The sequence below is a fragment of the Paraburkholderia sp. SARCC-3016 genome, from assembly GCF_031119615.1.
Taxonomy (GTDB): Bacteria; Pseudomonadota; Gammaproteobacteria; order Burkholderiales; family Burkholderiaceae; genus Paraburkholderia.
The window spans coordinates 14,065-31,683 of the sequence record NZ_JAVHZD010000018.1 but is presented as its reverse complement, the minus strand read 5'-3'; the positions used below and the strand labels follow the sequence as shown (position 1 = coordinate 31,683).

At 63.4% G+C, this 17,619-nt stretch carries 17 protein-coding genes; 11 read left to right on the top strand and 6 right to left on the bottom strand.

Annotated elements, in window-relative coordinates:
* Window positions 1-54 precede the first annotated feature (54 nt).
* Window positions 55-1,212 (bottom strand): lactonase family protein, encoded by a 1,158-nt coding sequence (locus QYH69_RS18925; protein ID WP_308833355.1) that lies wholly within the window; start codon window positions 1,210-1,212, stop codon window positions 55-57.
* 359 nt (window positions 1,213-1,571) lie between these two features.
* Here QYH69_RS18925 and QYH69_RS18920 point away from each other — a divergent pair, with 359 nt between their 5' ends.
* On the top strand, window positions 1,572-1,712 hold the full coding sequence (locus QYH69_RS18920) for a DUF3096 domain-containing protein (protein WP_175113261.1): 141 nt from the start codon (window positions 1,572-1,574) through the stop codon (window positions 1,710-1,712).
* Window positions 1,713-1,912: 200 nt separating this feature from the next.
* Here the strand turns inward: QYH69_RS18920 and QYH69_RS18915 are convergent, their stop codons facing one another.
* Window positions 1,913-2,158: a hypothetical protein gene (locus QYH69_RS18915; RefSeq protein WP_308833354.1), complete on the bottom strand. Its 246-nt coding sequence runs from the start codon at window positions 2,156-2,158 to the stop codon at window positions 1,913-1,915.
* Between the two features lie 283 nt (window positions 2,159-2,441).
* Between QYH69_RS18915 and QYH69_RS18910 the strand changes: the two genes are divergently transcribed.
* Both QYH69_RS18910 and QYH69_RS18905 read left to right on the top strand, forming a co-directional pair.
* Entirely contained in the window at window positions 2,442-4,310 is a 1,869-nt protein-coding gene (locus QYH69_RS18910; protein ID WP_308833353.1) for a glycoside hydrolase family 15 protein, read from the top strand.
* Window positions 4,311-4,504: 194 nt separating this feature from the next.
* Window positions 4,505-5,782 (top strand): polyhydroxyalkanoate depolymerase, encoded by a 1,278-nt coding sequence (locus tag QYH69_RS18905; RefSeq protein WP_308833352.1) that lies wholly within the window; start codon window positions 4,505-4,507, stop codon window positions 5,780-5,782.
* 121 nt (window positions 5,783-5,903) lie between these two features.
* Here the strand turns inward: QYH69_RS18905 and QYH69_RS18900 are convergent, their stop codons facing one another.
* A complete protein-coding gene (locus tag QYH69_RS18900) occupies window positions 5,904-6,536 on the bottom strand; it encodes a TetR/AcrR family transcriptional regulator (protein WP_308833351.1) in 633 nt (210 codons plus the stop codon).
* 340 nt (window positions 6,537-6,876) lie between these two features.
* On the opposite strand from QYH69_RS18900, the gene rsxB reads away from it, so the two are divergent.
* The 3 genes from rsxB to QYH69_RS18885 all read left to right on the top strand — a co-directional run bounded on the left by rsxB (window position 6,877) and on the right by QYH69_RS18885 (window position 9,197).
* Window positions 6,877-7,884 carry an electron transport complex subunit RsxB gene (gene rsxB, locus QYH69_RS18895; protein ID WP_308833454.1) on the top strand — a complete coding sequence of 336 codons (1,008 nt, stop codon included), beginning with the start codon at window positions 6,877-6,879 and terminating at the stop codon, window positions 7,882-7,884.
* 18 nt (window positions 7,885-7,902) lie between these two features.
* Entirely contained in the window at window positions 7,903-8,547 is a 645-nt protein-coding gene (nth, locus tag QYH69_RS18890) for an endonuclease III (protein WP_308833350.1), read from the top strand.
* A gap of 215 nt (window positions 8,548-8,762) precedes the next feature.
* On the top strand, window positions 8,763-9,197 hold the full coding sequence (locus tag QYH69_RS18885) for a DUF1841 family protein (protein ID WP_308833349.1): 435 nt from the start codon (window positions 8,763-8,765) through the stop codon (window positions 9,195-9,197).
* Between the two features lie 134 nt (window positions 9,198-9,331).
* Here the strand turns inward: QYH69_RS18885 and QYH69_RS18880 are convergent, their stop codons facing one another.
* A complete protein-coding gene (locus QYH69_RS18880) occupies window positions 9,332-9,718 on the bottom strand; it encodes a c-type cytochrome (protein WP_374992449.1) in 387 nt (128 codons plus the stop codon).
* Window positions 9,719-9,791: 73 nt separating this feature from the next.
* Entirely contained in the window at window positions 9,792-10,160 is a 369-nt protein-coding gene (locus tag QYH69_RS18875) for a c-type cytochrome (protein ID WP_308833348.1), read from the bottom strand.
* 508 nt (window positions 10,161-10,668) lie between these two features.
* Between QYH69_RS18875 and QYH69_RS18870 the strand changes: the two genes are divergently transcribed.
* The 5 genes from QYH69_RS18870 to QYH69_RS18850 all read left to right on the top strand — a co-directional run bounded on the left by QYH69_RS18870 (window position 10,669) and on the right by QYH69_RS18850 (window position 16,207).
* A complete protein-coding gene (locus QYH69_RS18870; RefSeq protein ID WP_075156621.1) occupies window positions 10,669-11,511 on the top strand; it encodes a MoxR family ATPase in 843 nt (280 codons plus the stop codon).
* A gap of 30 nt (window positions 11,512-11,541) precedes the next feature.
* Window positions 11,542-12,717, top strand: coding sequence for a VWA domain-containing protein (locus QYH69_RS18865; RefSeq protein ID WP_308833347.1), 1,176 nt, complete (start codon window positions 11,542-11,544; stop codon window positions 12,715-12,717).
* Between the two features lie 161 nt (window positions 12,718-12,878).
* Entirely contained in the window at window positions 12,879-14,102 is a 1,224-nt protein-coding gene (locus QYH69_RS18860; RefSeq protein ID WP_308833346.1) for a benzoate/H(+) symporter BenE family transporter, read from the top strand.
* A gap of 342 nt (window positions 14,103-14,444) precedes the next feature.
* The gene (gene tal, locus QYH69_RS18855) at window positions 14,445-15,398 is read left to right on the top strand and encodes a transaldolase (protein WP_075156619.1); all 954 of its coding nucleotides are present in this window, start codon (window positions 14,445-14,447) and stop codon (window positions 15,396-15,398) included.
* A gap of 377 nt (window positions 15,399-15,775) precedes the next feature.
* Window positions 15,776-16,207, top strand: a complete 432-nt coding sequence (locus tag QYH69_RS18850) for a VOC family protein (RefSeq protein WP_308833345.1) — start codon at window positions 15,776-15,778, stop codon at window positions 16,205-16,207.
* A gap of 48 nt (window positions 16,208-16,255) precedes the next feature.
* Here the strand turns inward: QYH69_RS18850 and QYH69_RS18845 are convergent, their stop codons facing one another.
* Complete coding sequence (locus tag QYH69_RS18845) at window positions 16,256-17,422, bottom strand: FUSC family protein (RefSeq protein ID WP_308833344.1); 1,167 nt, start codon at window positions 17,420-17,422, stop codon at window positions 16,256-16,258.
* Window positions 17,423-17,619: the final 197 nt, after the last annotated feature.

Sequence of the window (17,619 nt, the reverse complement as noted above, 5' to 3'; positions counted from 1 at the left end):
CTTTCCGACGCGGCGTATGCCCCATTCATCAACGACGAGCCGACCAGTGCGCGTTCACGACGGCGACACCCAGACGAAATCGACGGGCGAGCCGATATCGAGGCGCGTCGGGTTCGCGTCGAGCAGCCCGCTGCGGGCATCGCGGCGAAACACATACGCGGTGTCGCTATTCTGGTTGCCGACGATCAGCCAGTGCCCGGTCGGGTCGATCGAAAACTCGCGTGGCGCCTTGCCGTGACTCGACTGGCGTCCGACTTCGCGCAGGTGCCCATTGGCCGGATCGACTGCGTAGATCACGATCTCGTTCGCATCGCCGCGGTTGCTCGCGTAGAGGAAGCGCGCATCGGGCGACAGGTGAAGCGCCGCCGCGCCGACCTGCCCTTTGAAGCCGGGCTTCGTCATCGGCAAGGTCTGCACGAGTGTCAGGTTGCCGTCGTGATAGTCGAACACGCTGACTGTCGCCGCAAGCTCGCTCGTCAGATAGGCATGCTTGCCGTCCGGCGCGAACACGAGGTGACGCGGACCCGTGCCCGCCTTCATGTCGACATAGCGGCGCTCGGTCGGGCCCAGCAGCCCGCGGCTGCCGTCGGGCGTGTACCGATACGAAAAGAGCTTGTCGGCGCCGAGATCCTGCGCGAACAGATACCGTCCGTCCGGCGAAAACACCGTCGAATGCACGTGTGCGTTGTCCTGCCGCCCTTTCACCGGCCCGCTGCCTTCGTGATGCACCGTCAGCACCGCCTGGCCGACCCTGCCGTCGGACGCGAGCGGAAACACCGCAAAGCTGCCGCCCGGATCGGCCGCGACGGAATAGTTGGCTGCGCTCAGATAGCGGCCATCGGGCGAGATGCTCAGATAGCACGGATCGTTGCCTTCGGCCGATACCTTGTTCAGGAACGTTAATTGCCCGCTTTTCGCGTCGAACCCGAACGCGCTGATATCGCCGCGCGTCGTGGCCGGACCGTTGTCGCCGGGCAATTCGTTGACCGCGTAGACGAAGCGGCCGTCGCGGCTGGCGACGAGATACGACGGATTGACGGTCTGCGCGGACGACACGCGCGACGCCTCGCCGGTCTTCGTGTCGAAGCGGTAGACGTCGATCCCTTCGCTCTTCGGGCCCGTGTAGGTGCCGACGAGCAGATCGTAGACGCCGTCGGCAGGCGGGGCGGCGGTACGCTGTGCGGAAGCGGACGTGGCAATGATCGAGACCATGAGTGCAAGTCCTTTTATGATCGAGGCTGTCGAAGCAGGAAGCCGACGGCGAAAACCGGGCAGAAACCGGAACGCAAACGTAAGCCCGCGTCGGCGCGACCGCGGGGCACGGGGCGCCGCGGCCCGGTTGAAGCAATGCATGACGGTCTCCTCTGACATCGATTCTTCGGTTATTACGGTGTCGCTGGTCTCCAGTTCATGCATGCGGACCCATGGCGGTCCGCTCGCGGGGCTGGCAGCAGAGGTTGGCGCAGGCCACCGGTGTAGCGAGTCGGTGTATTGGTTGTACGCGCAAGCAAGTATAGGAGCGTTGCAGCCTTTCGAGGCTCAATCAGGCTAACTCAAACAATGGAGTCTTCATGAACGTCACTCTCAGTCTCGGACCGCTCGTCTCGCTGATCGCAGGCATTCTGATTCTGGTCATGCCTCGTCTGCTCAACTACATCGTCGCGCTGTATCTGATCATCATCGGTGTAATCGGATTGTTCGGCATGAAGTGAGCGCGCGCGACTGTTCGTTGAGCGGATGCGTGCGGAACCGCTCGTTCGAACATCCATCCGGTCATGCATCGTTTGCGCATCATCGATGCGCAAACGATGCCCGCGCGCCGCATTGCGTGCGCGGGAGGATGGTTTGTTACCGACAGGAATTCGCTAATGGATGCGGCTGACGGGGCGACTTCGCTCGCCCCGCAATTCGCTCAACCGTTCGCCAGTTGGTCCAGACGCAAGCGACCCTGCAGCGACAGGCCGCCGACGGCATAATGACCACCGGTTTCGCTATATCGTTTGAAACACGCGCGCTCGATCAGAAACGCGGCGGCGGTTTCCATTCCATTACGAGTCAGACCGAGTGAACGGCAATCGAGAGGCAACAGCTTGCCATCAGGCAATTCGCTGGCGGCGGAAAGAATGGTGATGCAATCGGTTTTCGACGGGTTCAGCATGGCTTTCGTCCTCGAAACTGCACCTTGGGCGCGAACCGGCGACGATGTCGGGAACAACGCCGCCGCTCGCATGACATATCCGGGAAGTCTGATTGTAGGCATTCGAAAAGAGGCCTGCCAGTACTCAATTTCTCCCGCTTGCGTTAAATCAATATGTACTGCGCCGCTCCGGTAAGATCGGCGTTTATGAATGGGCGCATTCGCGCGATGCGCATTTTTTACTCATCGCTCAATCCGATCGCTCGATCGAATTCAGCCGGATCTCACGCCGAATTTGACATCTATGCCCGCACCCATTGAAGACTACGCACTCGTCGGCGACGGCCACACGGCCGCGCTGATTTCCCGCGATGGATCGGTCGACTGGCTTTGCTGGCCGCGCTTCGATTCCTGCGCATGCTTTGCCGCGCTGCTCGGCACCGAAAGCAACGGCCGCTGGCTCATCGCGCCGTGCGGCGACAACCCGAAAGCGACGCGGCGCCGCTATCGCGGCGAAACGCTGATTCTCGAGACCGACTACGAAACAGCCGACGGCGCAGTCACCGTCGTCGACTTCATGCCGCCTGGCAACGGCTGGTCGGAACTGATCCGTATCGTGGTCGGCAAGCGCGGCAGCGTGAAGATGCAGATGGAACTCGTGCTGCGCTTCGACTACGGCTTCTCGATTCCGTGGGTGAGCCGCCTCCAGCACGACAGCGGCATCAAGGCGATCGTCGGCCCCGATACGGTCGCGTTACGCACGCCGGTCGACCTGAAGGGCGAGAACATGCGCACCGTCGCCGAGTTCACGGTGTCCGAAGGCGAACGTGTGCCGTTCTCGCTCACGTATTCGGCGTCGCATCTGCGCATCCCGCCCGCGCACGATCCGCTGACCGCGCTCGCGCGCACCGAAAACCACTGGCTCGAATGGTCGTCGCGCAGCAAGGTCGAAGGCCGCTATGCGAAGGAGATCCAGCGCTCGCTGATCACGCTGAAAGCGCTCGCGTACGAGCCGACCGGCGGCATCGTCGCGGCGCCGACCACGTCGCTGCCCGAGCAGCTGGGCGGCACGCGGAATTGGGACTACCGCTACGTGTGGTTGCGCGATGCGACGATCACGCTGCTCGCGATGATGCGCGGCGGCTACTACGACGAAGCGCGCGCGTGGCGCGCCTGGCTCGGCCGCGTCATGGCGGGCGCGCCGGAGCAGGTGCAGATCATGTACGGTCTTGGCGGCGAGCGGCGCCTGCCCGAATTCGAACTCGACTGGCTGCCCGGCTACCAGGGCGCCAAGCCGGTGCGCATCGGCAATAACGCAGTCGGCCAGCTGCAGCTCGACGTGTACGGCGAAGTCATGAATGCACTGCATCTCGCGCGCGTCGGCGGCTTGCAGGCCGACGAGACCGCGTGGAACGTGCAGCGCGCGATGCTCGCGCACCTCGAGACGATCTGGGAAGAACCTGACGAAGGAATCTGGGAAACGCGCGGCGGGCGCCAGCACTTCACGTTCTCGAAGGTCATGGCGTGGGTCGCCTACGACCGGGCGATCAAGTCGGCCGAGTCGTTCGACCTGCCCGCGCCGCTCGACCGTTGGCGCGAGATGCGCGCGCGCATCCATGCCGACGTCTGCGCGAAGAGCTGGAACCCCGACATCAACGCCTTTACTCAAATCTATGGGGGCAGCGAACTTGATGCAAGCGTGCTATTGTTACCCCTGCTCGGTTTCCTGCCGCCGTCCGATCCGCGCATTGCGGGAACCGTCGCCGCCATCGAGAAATATCTGATGCACGACGGATTTGTGATGCGCTATCGTACGACCCGCGTCGACGACGGCTTGCCGCCGGGCGAAGGAACATTTCTTGCGTGTTCATTCTGGTTCGTGGACAACCTTGCGCTGCAAGGGCGAGTGGCAGAAGCGCGCGACATGTACGAACGCCTGCTGTCGCTTGCCAACGACGTCGGGTTGCTTGCCGAGGAATACGATCCGACTGCCGGGCGGCTCGTCGGGAATTTCCCGCAGGGCTTTTCGCATGTCGCGCTCGTGCATACGGGCCTCAATCTGATGAAACACGAGCAGGAAATGGCAAAGGCAACCGGCCAGCCGCCGCACGACGGGGAAGGACCGGCAGCCGGTCCCTTGAACGCCGGCGCGCAAGCGTCGCCGGTAGCATGATTGGATGATGCTTCTGATGACATTCGGTTTGTGGCCTGCCGCACCGTTGCTGCATTGCACAACTTCGCGCGCGCGGATATCATCGACGAGTCTGTCGGCCGACAATTCCAATTTCAACAACCCGTACGGGCCGCCTCGACGCTACGCGTGTTTTCGCGCAGCCCCGCGCGCACCGCAATAACGCTGGAGCAACCATGCTCTATCAATTTCACGAATTCCAGCGGGCGCTTTTGAGTCCGCTTACCGCCTGGGCTCAGGCAGCATCGAAGTCGTTCGCGAATCCGGCCAGTCCGCTCGCGTATGTGCCGGGAGCGACCCGGCTATCGGCAGGCTACGAACTGCTGTACCGGCTCGGCAAAGACTACGAAAAGCCCGAGTTCAATCTTCACCAGATTGTCAAAGACGGCCACAACATTCCGATCGTCGAACAGACGATCGTCGAAAAGCCGTTTTGCCGTCTGCTGCGCTTCAAGCGCTTCGCCGACGATAGCGACGCGGTCGCGCAACTGAAGGACGAGCCTGTCGTACTCGTATGCGCACCGCTGTCCGGCCACCACGCCACGTTGTTGCGCGATACGGTGCGCACGTTGCTGCAAGACCACAAGGTTTACATCACCGACTGGATCGATGCGCGCATGGTGCCGTTCGAAGACGGCCCGTTCGATCTCGACGACTACATCGCGTACATCCAGGAATTCATCCGCCATATCGGCGCGAAGAACCTGCATGTCATTTCCGTGTGCCAGCCGACCGTGCCCGTGCTTGCCGCGATCTCGCTGATGGCAAGCCGCGGCGAGGACACGCCGCGCACGATGACGATGATGGGCGGCCCGATCGACGCACGCAAAAGCCCGACCTCGGTTAACTCGCTCGCCACCCAGCACTCGATCAACTGGTTCGAGTCCAATGTGATCTACAACGTGCCGTCGAACTATCCAGGCGTCGGGCGCCGCGTCTATCCGGGCTTCCTGCAGCATGCGGGCTTCGTCGCGATGAATCCGGAGCGGCACGCGGCATCGCACTGGGACTTCTATCAGAGCATGCTGCGCGGCGACGAAGAAGATGCCGAAGCACATCGCCGTTTCTACGACGAATACAACGCGGTGCTCGATATGGCCGCCGAGTACTATCTTCAGACAATCCAGGTCGTGTTCCAGGAATTCCGGCTTGCGGAAGGCACGTGGGAAGTCGCCGGCGAACGGGTGCGGCCGCAGGACATCAAGCACACCGCCCTGTTCACGATCGAAGGCGAGCTCGACGACATCTCGGGCAGCGGGCAGACGCACGCCGCGCACGAACTCTGCACGGGCATTGCGGCGAAGCACCGTCAGCATTTCACTGCCGAGAAATGCGGCCACTACGGCATCTTCTCGGGCCGCCGCTGGCGCACGATCATCTACCCGCAACTGCGCGACTTTATCCTCGAGCACAACAAGGCAAAGAAGCCCGAGGTCGAGCACGCCGAGGCTTAACAAGCACTCGAACAGAGCACCAACGCAACAAAACGGCGACACCTCCATGAGGCGTCGCCGTTTTTGTCTCTGCATTGCGCGCTCTGCCCGTCGCTTCGACGGCCACGGCGCGCATGCGAGATCAACGTCGCAGCAGATACGCGAGCAGAATTTCGGTGTTCATCTGGATCATCTCGCTGCGCTCCGCAGCCGAACTGAAGTCGCGCGCGAGCGTCGCTTCGAGCGTGAAGCGGTTCGACACGATGTAGTACCCCATGCCGGAGAGCGTCACGTAAAAACGCAATGGGTCGACGTTCGTACGAAACAATCCCGCACGCTGACCGCGCTCGAGAATGCCGCCGAGCGTGGCGACGATCGGTGAGATCATCTCGCGAATACGCGTCGACTTCCGCATATATCGCGCCTCGTGCAGGTTCTCGTTGTTGACGAGCCGCAGCAGTTCCGGGTGATCGCGATAGTAGTCCCACACGAAATGCGCGAGACGCGTGATCGCTTCGACCGGCGCAACGCCCGCGAGGTCGAGCGTGCGCTCGGCTTCGGTGAGCGCGCTGAACGCGTGTTCGAGTACCGCGGTGAACAGCTGCTCCTTGCTACCGAAGTAGTAATAGAGCATGCGTTCGTTGGTTTCCGCGCGGCGGGCAATCTGATCGACGCGCGCGCCGAACAACCCACCATTCGCAAACTCCTCGGCCGCCGCGAGCAGAATACGGCGACGGGTGCCTTCAGGATCTCTTTTGATTTTCGGCTGATTCATGGTGGCAACGTGCTTCGTGAGCCGCGTATTCCGATTCACACCGCCAGCTTCATGGCCGGGCTTCCTGGTCGAAGCGGCATGGCGGCGTTGCGCGGGCTGGTTGGTGGGAGACACCGTCCTGCGGTCATTCGTAAAGCGCTTCGATTATGGCACATGCTTTCGTAATGGCAACTGGGGAAATCGGCGATAATGCGAATTCGGCGAAAACCTTGTCGCATAAGCCGCGCGCGGCGGAAGTACCTCGCACAACGGCGGCATCGCATTGAGTCGCACGGAAACAACGAACCAAACCGCACGCGACGCGCATGCCGCCGGTCACCGCACCGCGGAGCATCGATGAATCGCAGCAGCAAGTCCCGACCACGTCACCGTGACTGATTCGAAAACACTCGCAGACCGCATCGAAGATCTGCTCCCGCAGACGCAATGCACGAAGTGCGGCTACCACGGTTGCCGCCCGTATGCGCAAGCCATCGCAGACGGCAGCGCGAACTACAACCAGTGCCCGCCCGGCGGCGCGCAGGGCATTGCGCGGCTCGCGGCGCTGCTCGGCAAACCGGTCATTCCGCTCAATCCGGACAACGGCATCGAACGGCCGCGGCCCGTCGCCTTTATCGACGAAAACCTGTGCATCGGTTGCACGCTGTGCATGCAGGCGTGCCCCGTCGATGCGATCGTCGGCGCGGCCAGGCAGATGCATACGATCGTCGCCGAACTCTGCACCGGGTGCGATCTATGCGTGCCGCCCTGCCCCGTCGACTGCATCGCAATGATTCCGGTGACCGGCGACGCGACGGGTTGGGACGCATGGAGCCAGCCGCAGGCCGACGCGGCGCGCGAGCGTTACCACCGGCGGCTCGCGCGGCTCGATCGCGAACGCGAAGCGGCCGAAGCGCGCGCGGCAGCGCGACGCTCAGCAGCAGGAAGCGCGGCTGCCGGCGCTGCCAGCAGTGGAGCAGGCAATGCCGCCGGGGCCACCCCTGGCGATGTTCACGCCGCACCTGCAAGCGCGCCGCCGCGAGAGACGGGCGCAGCATCGCCCGCCGCGAACGCGGACGCCAACGCAAAAAAACGCGCGGTCATCGAAGCCGCGCTCGAGCGTGCGCGAAAGAAGAAAGAGGAAATGCAGGCGAAGGGCCAAGGACCGCAGAACACGGCGAACGTCAGTGCCCAGGTGCAGGCGCAGATCGACGCCGCCGAAGCACGCCGCCGGCGCCTCGGCATCGAGGATGAAACCGGCGCGCCGCGCAACGACAATGCATCGGACGCCGAAGCACCTCGCATCGACGCGGATCACCGCGATAACGGCACGAACCCCGCTCCCGACCACTCGAACCCGAAGCGCTAGAAACGCCGATCCTCCCGCATGAACGCGAATAAACGCCGCGCGATCTACGAGACGCTGCAAAGCCTGAATCCCCATCCGACGACGGAGCTCGAATACACGACGCCGTTCGAACTGCTGATCGCCGTGATGCTGTCGGCGCAGGCAACGGACGTGTCGGTCAACAAGGCGATGCGCAGGATGTTCCCGGTCGCGAACACGCCGCAGAAAATCGTCAAGCTCGGCGAAGAGGGGGTCGCCGACTACATCAGGACGATCGGCCTCTACCGCACCAAGGCGAAGAACGTGATCGCGGCATGCAAGATCCTGATCGACCGGTACGACGGCGAAGTACCGGCCGACCGGGAGGCGCTCGAAAGCCTGCCCGGCGTCGGCCGCAAGACGGCCAATGTCGTGTTGAACACGGCGTTCGGTCATCCGACCATCGCCGTCGATACGCACATCTTTCGGGTTGCGAATCGAACCGGTCTCGCGCCCGGCAAGGACGTGCGCGCCGTCGAAGCCGCGCTCGAGAAATTCACGCCGGCCGAGTTCAGGCACGACGCGCATCACTGGCTGATTCTGCACGGCCGCTATGTGTGCAAGGCGCGCCGGCCCGAATGCTGGCACTGCGTGATCGAACCGCTTTGCGAGTTCAAGCCGAAAACGCCGCCGCCCGATCTCTGAAGCGCACGAGCATCATCGCTCTGGGCGGATGTGCGCGGCTTGTGCACGCGTTCGCGAGGGGCGGCGCGCTCCGGCGCCGCGGCGTAAAATAAACCTCTCCGTGCGACGTCGCCGCACCGCGTTACCTGTGTCGCGACGTCCCACGCATGACCGATGATCGTGTCGTGTCGTGTTTTTGTCCTTGCCGACCCTGCTATTTGCTCTGGCCACCGCCGATGTTCAATCCCAGCCGCGAAGAAGTCCGACGTTTTTTCACCGACACCTGGCGCAAGCAGCGCGCGGGCGAAATCCTCACGCCGCTCGAATCGATCGCGGCGGACTGGATCGTCGAGCACCCTGAATACCACACCGATCTGGGCGATCCCGACGCAGCGAACACGCAGGACTATTCGCCCGAGCGCGGCCAGACGAATCCGTTTCTGCATCTGTCGATGCACCTTGCAATCAGCGAGCAATTGTCGATCGACCAGCCGCCCGGCATTCGCGCGGCGCACGACCGGCTCGCCGCGCGACGCGGCTCGACGCACGACGCGCAGCACGAAATCATGGAGTGCCTCGGCGAAACGATCTGGGAAGCACAGCGCACGAACACGCCGCCCGATACGGACGCGTACCTGCAGCGGATCGAGCGCCGCGCGTCGCGTGATTGATCGAACGCAGCAAGCGCTGGCGGTGCCCGCCCCAAAAACAAACACCCCGCCAAAGCGGGGTGTTTTCATTTGATCGCAGTCGAAGCCGCTGCCACGGCTAACAGCCCCGGCTCGCCGATCGCGACGCGCAGCGCTTACTTCTTCTCGACCAGACTGCCCTTCAGCGATTCGATGTAAGCGGCGATGTCCTTCATGTCGTTCAGCGACAGGCTCTGCACCTGCGCCTGCATGATCGGGTTGTTGCGGCCGAGGTGCGGATTGCCGGTGCCCATCTGATATTGGCGCATCGCCCAGTACAGGTAGTCGGCATGCTGCCCCGCGAGTTTCGGATACTCGGGGCTCACCGGGTTGTTCAGTTGCGCGCCGTGGCAGGCCGCGCAGTTATGGCTTGCGACGAGGTTCTTGCCGTTGTCCGCGTCGGCCGCCTGCGCCGCAGTCGAAGCGACGACGAAACCCGCGAACGCAAACGACGCGCATGCGACTTTGAACATCGTGTGGAGGGGGTGTGGGTGCTTCTTCATGAATTCTCCTGGCCCGCGTAGCGGAATGACCGTGCGACTGTGCCCAAACGGCTGCTAAAGCAGGCGCGGCCGGTCATTTGTCGGGGTTGTTCTTCGAAGTGGCGGTTTGCGCCGCATAGTAGGCCGCGATGTCCGCGATGTCCTGATCCGAGAGCGAGGTCGCGACGGCGCGCATCGTGTCGAAATGGCGGTCGCCCTTCTTGTAGGCATGCAGCGCGTTGCGCAGATACTGTTCGTTCTGGCCGCCGAGAATCGGTACCCGGTACACCTCCGGGTAAGCGGTCCGGTAGTCGGGGATGCCGTGGCAGCCGATGCACATCGCGACCTTGCCCTGGCCCGCTTTCGCGTTGCCGACGACGTCCGCTGCGCGGGCAGTGGCCGCGAGGCCCGCAATGCCCGCCAGCGCTGCGATCACGACGTGTTTGCCGACGAATTTTTTCATAGCTCTTGTAACCTGGCTTGAGGGGAAATGGCGCAAAAAACGAAGGCACAAATACGAAGACACTTCTCGAGGGCACAGCGCAACGACACAGAACCGAACCCCGATATACGCCCGCGACGCAGTGCACAACCCGCAGTGCACGGCATACAGGCTCCCGAATCATGACCCCGAATATAGTCCCGACTCATGGCCTCAAAAAACGGACGCTCAAAAAAGCGGCGGCCCACGCCGCTTTTTTGTCGATCGCCACGCAGGCCAAAAAAATCGGCCCAATTGTACCAAGACGCCGCGCCGGGCGTCCACCGGACGGGCAAGGGCCGGGCCGGCCTGCAATGCGCGGGCCGTGGCCTGCGCGTGGCCTGCGCGTGGCCGTCGACGCAACCCCGAACGCGACCGCATATTCATGCGACACATCACGCCCGGGCATCGCGAGACGATAAGACCGCGTGGCCAAAGCCGCCAGCCCATCTGACTTATACTGGGATTTTCCCCGAACGAGCGTCCTGTCATGCGTTTCGAAGGCTCATCGCAATACGTCGCCACCGACGACCTCAAGCTCGCGGTCAACGCCGCGATGACGCTGAAGCGCCCGCTTCTGATCAAGGGCGAACCCGGCACCGGCAAGACGATGCTCGCCGAGGAAGTCGCGGCCGCGCTCGGCAAGCCGCTTATGCAGTGGCACATCAAATCGACCACGAAAGCGCAGCAAGGCCTCTACGAATACGACGCGGTCTCGCGTCTGCGCGATTCCCAGCTCGGCGACGAGCGCGTGAAGGATATTCGCAATTACATCGTGAAAGGTGTGTTGTGGCAGTCGTTCGAAGCGGACCGCCAGACGGTGTTGCTGATCGACGAAATCGACAAGGCCGACATCGAGTTTCCGAACGATCTGCTGCGCGAACTCGATCGCATGGAGTTCTACGTGTACGAGACGCGCGAACTCGTGAAGGCGAAGGAGCGGCCGCTCGTCATCATTACGTCGAACAACGAAAAAGAATTGCCGGACGCGTTCCTGCGCCGCTGCTTTTTCCACTACATCAAGTTCCCCGATCCGGCGACGATGCAGCAGATCGTCGAGGTCCACTATCCCGGCATCAAGCAGGAACTGCTGCGCGCGGCGCTCGAAAGCTTCTACGAGCTGCGCAACGTATCGGGCCTGAAGAAAAAGCCGTCGACATCCGAACTGCTCGACTGGCTCAAGCTGCTGCTCGCCGAAGACATTCCGCCCGAGGCGCTGCGTTCGACCGATCACAAGCAGATCGTGCCGCCGCTCGCCGGTGCGCTCTTGAAGAACGAGCAGGACGTCGCGCTGTTCGAGCGCCTCGTGTTCATGAACCGCAACAATCGGTAGGCGTGCGCGCACCCGCCGCGGAGAACCGACATGCTGATCAACTTCTTCTACTCGCTGCGCGCGGCGAAGCTGCCGGTTTCGGTGAAGGAGTATCTGACGCTGCTCGAAGCGCTGAATGCGCAAGTCATCGAGCCGTCGCTCGACGAGTTCTACTACCTGTCGCGCATGACGCTCGTGAAAGATGAGCAGTACTTCGACAAGTTCGACCAGGCGTTCGCCGAGTACTTCAAGGGCATCGAACAGACCGCGTCGCTCGCGCTCGATCTGCCCGACGACTGGCTCGCGAAAAAGATGAAACGCGATCTGACGCCCGAGGAAAAGGCGCAGATCGAAGCGCTCGGCGGCCTCGACCAGTTGATGAAGCGCCTGAAGGAAGTCTTCGACGAGCAGAAAGGCCGTCATGAAGGCGGCGGCAAATGGATCGGCACGGGCGGCACGTCGCCGTTCGGCAACGGCGGCTACAACCCGGAAGGCATCCGCATCGGCGGCGACACGGCGGGCAACCGCAGCGCGGTCAAGGTCTGGGAAGCGCGTGCGTACCGCGACTACGACGATCAGGTGGAAATCGGCACACGCAATATCAAGGTCGCGCTGCGGCGCCTGCGCCGCTTCGCGCGTGAAGGCGCGGCCGAAGAACTCGATTTGCCCGACACGATCCGCAGCACGGCGGCAAATGCCGGCTGGCTCGACCTCAAGATGGTGCCGGAGCGGCACAACAACGTGAAGGTGCTGATGCTGCTAGACGTCGGCGGCTCGATGGATGACCACATCAAGCGCACGGAAGAGCTCTTTTCGGCCGCCAAGGCCGAATTCAAGCATCTCGAGTTCTACTACTTCCACAATTGCGTGTACGACTTCCTGTGGAAGAACAATCGCCGCCGCCACACCGAGCGCACGCCGACGTGGGATGTGCTGCACAGGTTTTCGGCGGACTACAAGCTGATCTTCGTCGGCGATGCGACGATGAGTCCGTACGAAGTGCTGCAGCCGGGCGGTTCGGTCGAGTACAACAATCACGAAGCGGGTGCCGTATGGTTGCGGCGTCTCGCCGATCATTTCCCGCACTTCGCGTGGCTCAATCCGGAACCGGAGGGGCTATGGGAGTACCGGCAGTCGGTGTCGGTGATTCGCGAAGTGCTCGGGCACCGGATGTACCCGCTTACGCTCGCGGGGCTCGAAGCGGCGATGCGCGTACTGAGCAAGTAGCGATAGCCGGCGCAAGGCTGCCCGTCCGGGACTGCCCGTGAGGGACCCGTCCGGGACTATCCCGGGGTCACAAACGCTGCAAAATGCGGCAGAATGCCGCACTGTTTCTGCGCGAATCCGTATCAATCGCGCAACAAAAACAACTACAGCCGGTATCCCGCATGAGTTCACCCTCGTCTTCCGACCTGTCGCCGGAAACCCCTACGCCGCTGAAACCGCTGAAGCCGTTCGCCGATACGTCCCTATCGGCGCTCGTCGCGGGCTTCGTCGCGATGATGACCGGCTACACAAGTTCGCTCGTGCTGATGTTCCAGGCCGGCCAGGCCGCGCACCTGAGCGACGCGCAAATTTCGTCGTGGATCTGGGCACTGTCGATCGGCATGGGGCTCTGCACGATCGGTCTTTCGCTACGCTATCGCGCGCCGATCGTCATCGCGTGGTCGACGCCCGGCGCAGCGCTGCTCGTGGCGTCGCTGCCGCATGTCGCCTATGGCGAGGCCATCGGCGCATTTGTCGCGTGCGCGCTGCTGCTGACCGCCGTCGGTTTGACCGGCTGGTTCGATGCGCTGATGGAAAAGATTCCGGCCGGCATCGCGTCGGCGCTGCTCGCGGGCATTCTGTTCGAGATCGGCATCGAAATTTTCCGCGCCGCGCAATATCAGACCGCCCTCGTGCTCCCGATGTTCTTCGCATACCTCGTCATGAAGCGCATCGCGCCTCGCTATGCGATCGTCACCACGCTCGTGGTCGGCACACTGGTGGCGGGCGGCCTGGGCCTGCTCGACTTCAGCCGCTTGCGCATCGCGCTCGCGCAACCCGTGCTGACAATGCCCGCGTTTTCGCTGTCCGCCATCGTGAGCATCGGCATTCCGCTGTTCGTCGTGGCGATGGCATCGCAAAACGTGCCGGGCATCGCGGTATTGCGCGCGGACGGCTATACGACGCCATCCTCGCCGCTGATCGCGACCACGGGCCTCGCATCGCTCGTGCTCGCGCCGTTCGGCTCGCACGGCATCAATCTCGCGGCGATCACGGCCGCGATCTGCACGGGCCGCGAGGCGCACGAAGACCGCACGAAGCGCTACACCGCGGCACTCTGGTGCGGCGTGTTTTACCTGATAGCCGGTGTCTTCGGCGCGACGATCGCCGCGCTGTTCGCGGCGCTGCCGAAGGCGCTCGTGGTGTCGGTGGCAGCGCTCGCGCTATTCGGCTCGATCATGAGCGGCCTGACGAACGCGATGCAGGACGCGAGGCAGCGTGAACCCGCGCTCGTTACGTTCATGGTGACGGCGTCGGGACTTACGTTGCTGTCGATCGGTTCGGCGTTCTGGGGACTGGTCGCCGGCCTGCTCACGCAGATCGTGCTGAACGCGCGCAAGCGATGAGACCGGTGCGAGGACGTGGCATGCGCCATGCGCTCCAGCGGTGACGTGCGCCGGCCGCTCGTGGGCCGCGAGGCGAGCACCGAGGGTCGATCGAACGCCCGCTGCACGCGGCCCGCACGATCAGTCGAACCATTGTTTGCCGTTCCGCCATAGAATGAAGGGATCGGGCGGCGTTCCGTGTGAGGTTTAGCGTCCATCAGGCGCTGACATCGAACACCGTACCGCCCCGGGCATTGCGGGACCCTGCGGGATGACCGGCTGCCGCCGGCCAGTCGGAATCAACCGGCACCGGCAGCGTCATCGTTTTCTGACCACGGCGCGCACGCGCCTCAAAGGCTCGATATGACTACTGCACTCGACCAGCTCAAGCAATTCACGAAGGTCGTCGCCGATACCGGCGACTTCCAGCAACTCGCGCAGTACAAGCCGCAAGACGCGACCACTAACCCATCGCTCGTGCTGAAGGCCGTGCAGAAGGACGACTACAAGCCTCTGCTCGAAAAAACCGTGCGCGATCATTCGTCGAAGCCGGTCTCCGCGATCATCGACCATCTGCTGATCGCGTTCGGCACCGAGATTTTGAAGATCGTCCCGGGCCGCGTCTCGACCGAAGTCGACGCACGGCTGTCGTTCGACACGAAGGGGTCGATCGATAAGGCACACGAGATCATCAAGCTGTACAAGGACGCCGGCATCGACCGCTCGCGCGTGCTGATCAAGCTTGCGTCGACGTGGGAAGGCATCCGCGCGGCGGAAGTGCTGCAAAAGGAAGGCATCCACTGCAACATGACGCTGCTGTTCTCGCTCGCGCAGGCCGTCGCCGCTGCCGAAGCGGGTGCGCAGCTGATCTCGCCGTTCGTCGGCCGCATCTACGACTGGTACAAGAAGAACGCAGGCAGCAACTGGGACGAAGCACGCGACGGCGGCGCGAATGATCCGGGCGTGCAGTCGGTGCGCCGCATTTACGCGTACTACAAGAAGTTCGGCTACCCGACCGAAGTAATGGGCGCGAGCTTCCGCACGACGAGCCAGATTCTCGAACTGGCCGGCTGCGATCTGCTGACGATCAGCCCCGACCTGCTGCAAAAGCTGCACGACAGCACCGACAAGGTCGAGCGCAAGCTGTCGCCCGATGCGAGCAAGAATACGGAAATCGCGCGCGTGCCCGTCGACGAGCCGTCGTTCCGCTTCCTCGTCAACGACGAAGCGATGGCCAGCGAAAAGCTCGCCGAAGGCATCCGCACATTCGCGGCCGACGCGATCAAGCTCGAGAAGCTCGTCGAAGCGCTGCGTTGAGTACGCGAAAGCAGCGCGGCAACCGCGGCGCTGCTTTCGGCGGCTCTTTTTAGCCGCGGTTTGCGGAGTTCGCTCGAGCGATCCGTTTCGCGCATCGGTTGCGCGTCTCGTATCACGGCGCGTGCGGCATTCGAGCCGCACGCGCCGTTTCCGTTTCTACGTGCTCCGTATCTTCCAGAACCGCCGTATGCCGTGCGGACAAACTTTCACAGTGTGGGCAGGCTCGCCGACTAGAATCGTTTGCAGGCAGGTTTCGCCTGCGAGATGAGGCGTGCGACATGAGGCGCACGGCATGCTGCGTCCGGCATGGCAAGCGCAAGCGTCACCGCGATGGCAACCGGCACGCCAACCGGCGTGTCCATTTCTGGGAGACAACGATGCTAGTCCAACCTTACCTGTTCTTTAACGGCCGCTGCGAAGAGGCGCTCAAGTTCTATCGCGAGAAGCTCGGCGCCGAAGTGCTGTTCCACACTTATTTCAAGGACGCGCCGCCGAATCCCGAGCGCCCGATCAAGCCCGGCAACGAAGACAAGATCATGCATTGCACGTTCCGCATCGGCACCACCGAACTGATGGGATCCGACGGTAACTGCGAGCCGGGACAGGATGCGCCGAGCGGCTTCAGCCTGTCGCTGACCGCCGACGACAAGGCCTCGGGAGAACGGCTTTTCAATGCACTTGCCGACGGCGGCAATGTGATGATGCCGTGGCAGCCGACCTTCTGGACCGAAGGTTTCGGCATGCTCGTCGACCGTTTTGGAATCATGTGGATGGTGACGATTCCGCACGACAAGGGCTATGCGAGCTGATGGACGGCCAGGCGCCCGAAGGGGCGCGCGAGGCCGCCGCTGCCACGCTTAGTGCTGCTGGCGTTCGTGACGATGCGCGATGCGCGTGCGGCGCTCGATATTCCACGCCGGCTCGGTCTCGACGAGTAGCGCGCGCAGTCGCTCGACCTGCTCGGCCACACGTTCGTTGAGCCAGCACGGTCCCTGCAACCCGGCGGCGGCGTTCGCGACCGCGGCCGGGTCCAGCAGCGCCGACGGCAACGCATCGGGCATGCGGAAGTGCGGCACATTTGTAAAACGCAGCGCGCGCGCCAGTTCGAGCAGCACCGAACGCACCACCGTGGCATCGCGTCCGCACTGTCCGGCAAAGCCGGCTCGCAGCGCCGGGTCGGCACGCGTCAACACGCCGTTCGACATGATTTCGAGCGCGCTCAACAGCATGCGGTGCAGTTGCTGAATCTGATCGAGCCGCCCCGGCGCGACTTCGATCTCCTTTGCAACCCACGGCATGACCGCGCGCAGTTGCACGAGCCGGCGCGCCATGCGCAAAAACACTGCATTCTGTTCTTCAGCGGAAAGCCAGTCGCCCTGCGCCATGCGTGTATAGATGCGCGCGCAGTCGCGCAGATTGTCGGAGAGCAGGTAGCGCCACGTGTACGTCGCGTGCAGCGGCAGCGCAAACGAAAACGCGAGCGCAATCGCCGTGCCGATCGCGACGTCGGCGGCGCGCCAGAGCCCTTCGGACACCTGGTTGTCGCCGAAGCCGCCGACGATGCACATCGTGATCGCCGTCAGCAGCGCCATATAGCCGTACGAACCGATCGCGAACGCGCCGCAGACACCCGCCACCACCGCCATCAGGAGCGCCGTCACCACGATCGAATCGAACAGGCTGTGCTGGACGATCATCGCAAGCCCGAGCCCGGCGCCGAGCAGTGTGCCGATGGTCCGCTCGAGCGCCTTGCGCCGGATATTGCCGTGGTGCTGCAAACCGCCGATCACGATCAGCACCGTGATCGATGCCCAGATGCCGTACGGCACGTCGAGCGCGCGGATCAACGCAACCGACACGAGCATCGCCGCGCCGACGCGTATGCCGTGCAGCACCTTGGCGTTCCGGTAGCGGTAGTACGGCGAGGTCACCGCGCGCAACAGCCGCGCGACGGACGAGCGGCGGCGCGCGGCGTACGTGCTGGCCGCGCCGCCGGCGGCGTGTTCCGAATCGTCCAGAGCCATAGGCGCCTCGCGGTCGTTTCGAGTTCAGGTTTCGCGTCAGGTCGGTGCGCGCTGTGCTGTGCGTGCTGTGCGCAGTATCGCGCACCTCGTCCGCACCCGGGCCGCCCGCGCAAAGAAAATCGCCCGGCGCGCGCGTCAACGGCGCGCCGGGCGACTGCAGATGCCGAGGCGGCGCGTCGCGAATGCAACGCGCATCG

Bases quoted from the DNA above. Each gene is read 5' to 3' on its own strand.
- QYH69_RS18925 (WP_308833355.1), bottom strand. From the start codon at position 1,212: ATGGTCTCGATCATTGCCACGTCCGCTTCCGCACAGCGTACCGCCGCC.
- QYH69_RS18920 (WP_175113261.1), top strand. From the start codon at position 1,572: ATGAACGTCACTCTCAGTCTCGGACCGCTCGTCTCGCTGATCGCAGGC.
- QYH69_RS18915 (WP_308833354.1), bottom strand. From the start codon at position 2,158: ATGCTGAACCCGTCGAAAACCGATTGCATCACCATTCTTTCCGCCGCC.
- QYH69_RS18910 (WP_308833353.1), top strand. From the start codon at position 2,442: ATGCCCGCACCCATTGAAGACTACGCACTCGTCGGCGACGGCCACACG.
- QYH69_RS18905 (WP_308833352.1), top strand. From the start codon at position 4,505: ATGCTCTATCAATTTCACGAATTCCAGCGGGCGCTTTTGAGTCCGCTT.
- QYH69_RS18900 (WP_308833351.1), bottom strand. From the start codon at position 6,536: ATGAATCAGCCGAAAATCAAAAGAGATCCTGAAGGCACCCGTCGCCGT.
- nth (WP_308833350.1), top strand. From the start codon at position 7,903: ATGAACGCGAATAAACGCCGCGCGATCTACGAGACGCTGCAAAGCCTG.
- QYH69_RS18885 (WP_308833349.1), top strand. From the start codon at position 8,763: ATGTTCAATCCCAGCCGCGAAGAAGTCCGACGTTTTTTCACCGACACC.
- QYH69_RS18880 (WP_374992449.1), bottom strand. From the start codon at position 9,718: ATGAAGAAGCACCCACACCCCCTCCACACGATGTTCAAAGTCGCATGC.
- QYH69_RS18875 (WP_308833348.1), bottom strand. From the start codon at position 10,160: ATGAAAAAATTCGTCGGCAAACACGTCGTGATCGCAGCGCTGGCGGGC.
- QYH69_RS18870 (WP_075156621.1), top strand. From the start codon at position 10,669: ATGCGTTTCGAAGGCTCATCGCAATACGTCGCCACCGACGACCTCAAG.
- QYH69_RS18865 (WP_308833347.1), top strand. From the start codon at position 11,542: ATGCTGATCAACTTCTTCTACTCGCTGCGCGCGGCGAAGCTGCCGGTT.
- QYH69_RS18860 (WP_308833346.1), top strand. From the start codon at position 12,879: ATGAGTTCACCCTCGTCTTCCGACCTGTCGCCGGAAACCCCTACGCCG.
- tal (WP_075156619.1), top strand. From the start codon at position 14,445: ATGACTACTGCACTCGACCAGCTCAAGCAATTCACGAAGGTCGTCGCC.
- QYH69_RS18850 (WP_308833345.1), top strand. From the start codon at position 15,776: ATGCTAGTCCAACCTTACCTGTTCTTTAACGGCCGCTGCGAAGAGGCG.
- QYH69_RS18845 (WP_308833344.1), bottom strand. From the start codon at position 17,422: ATGGCTCTGGACGATTCGGAACACGCCGCCGGCGGCGCGGCCAGCACG.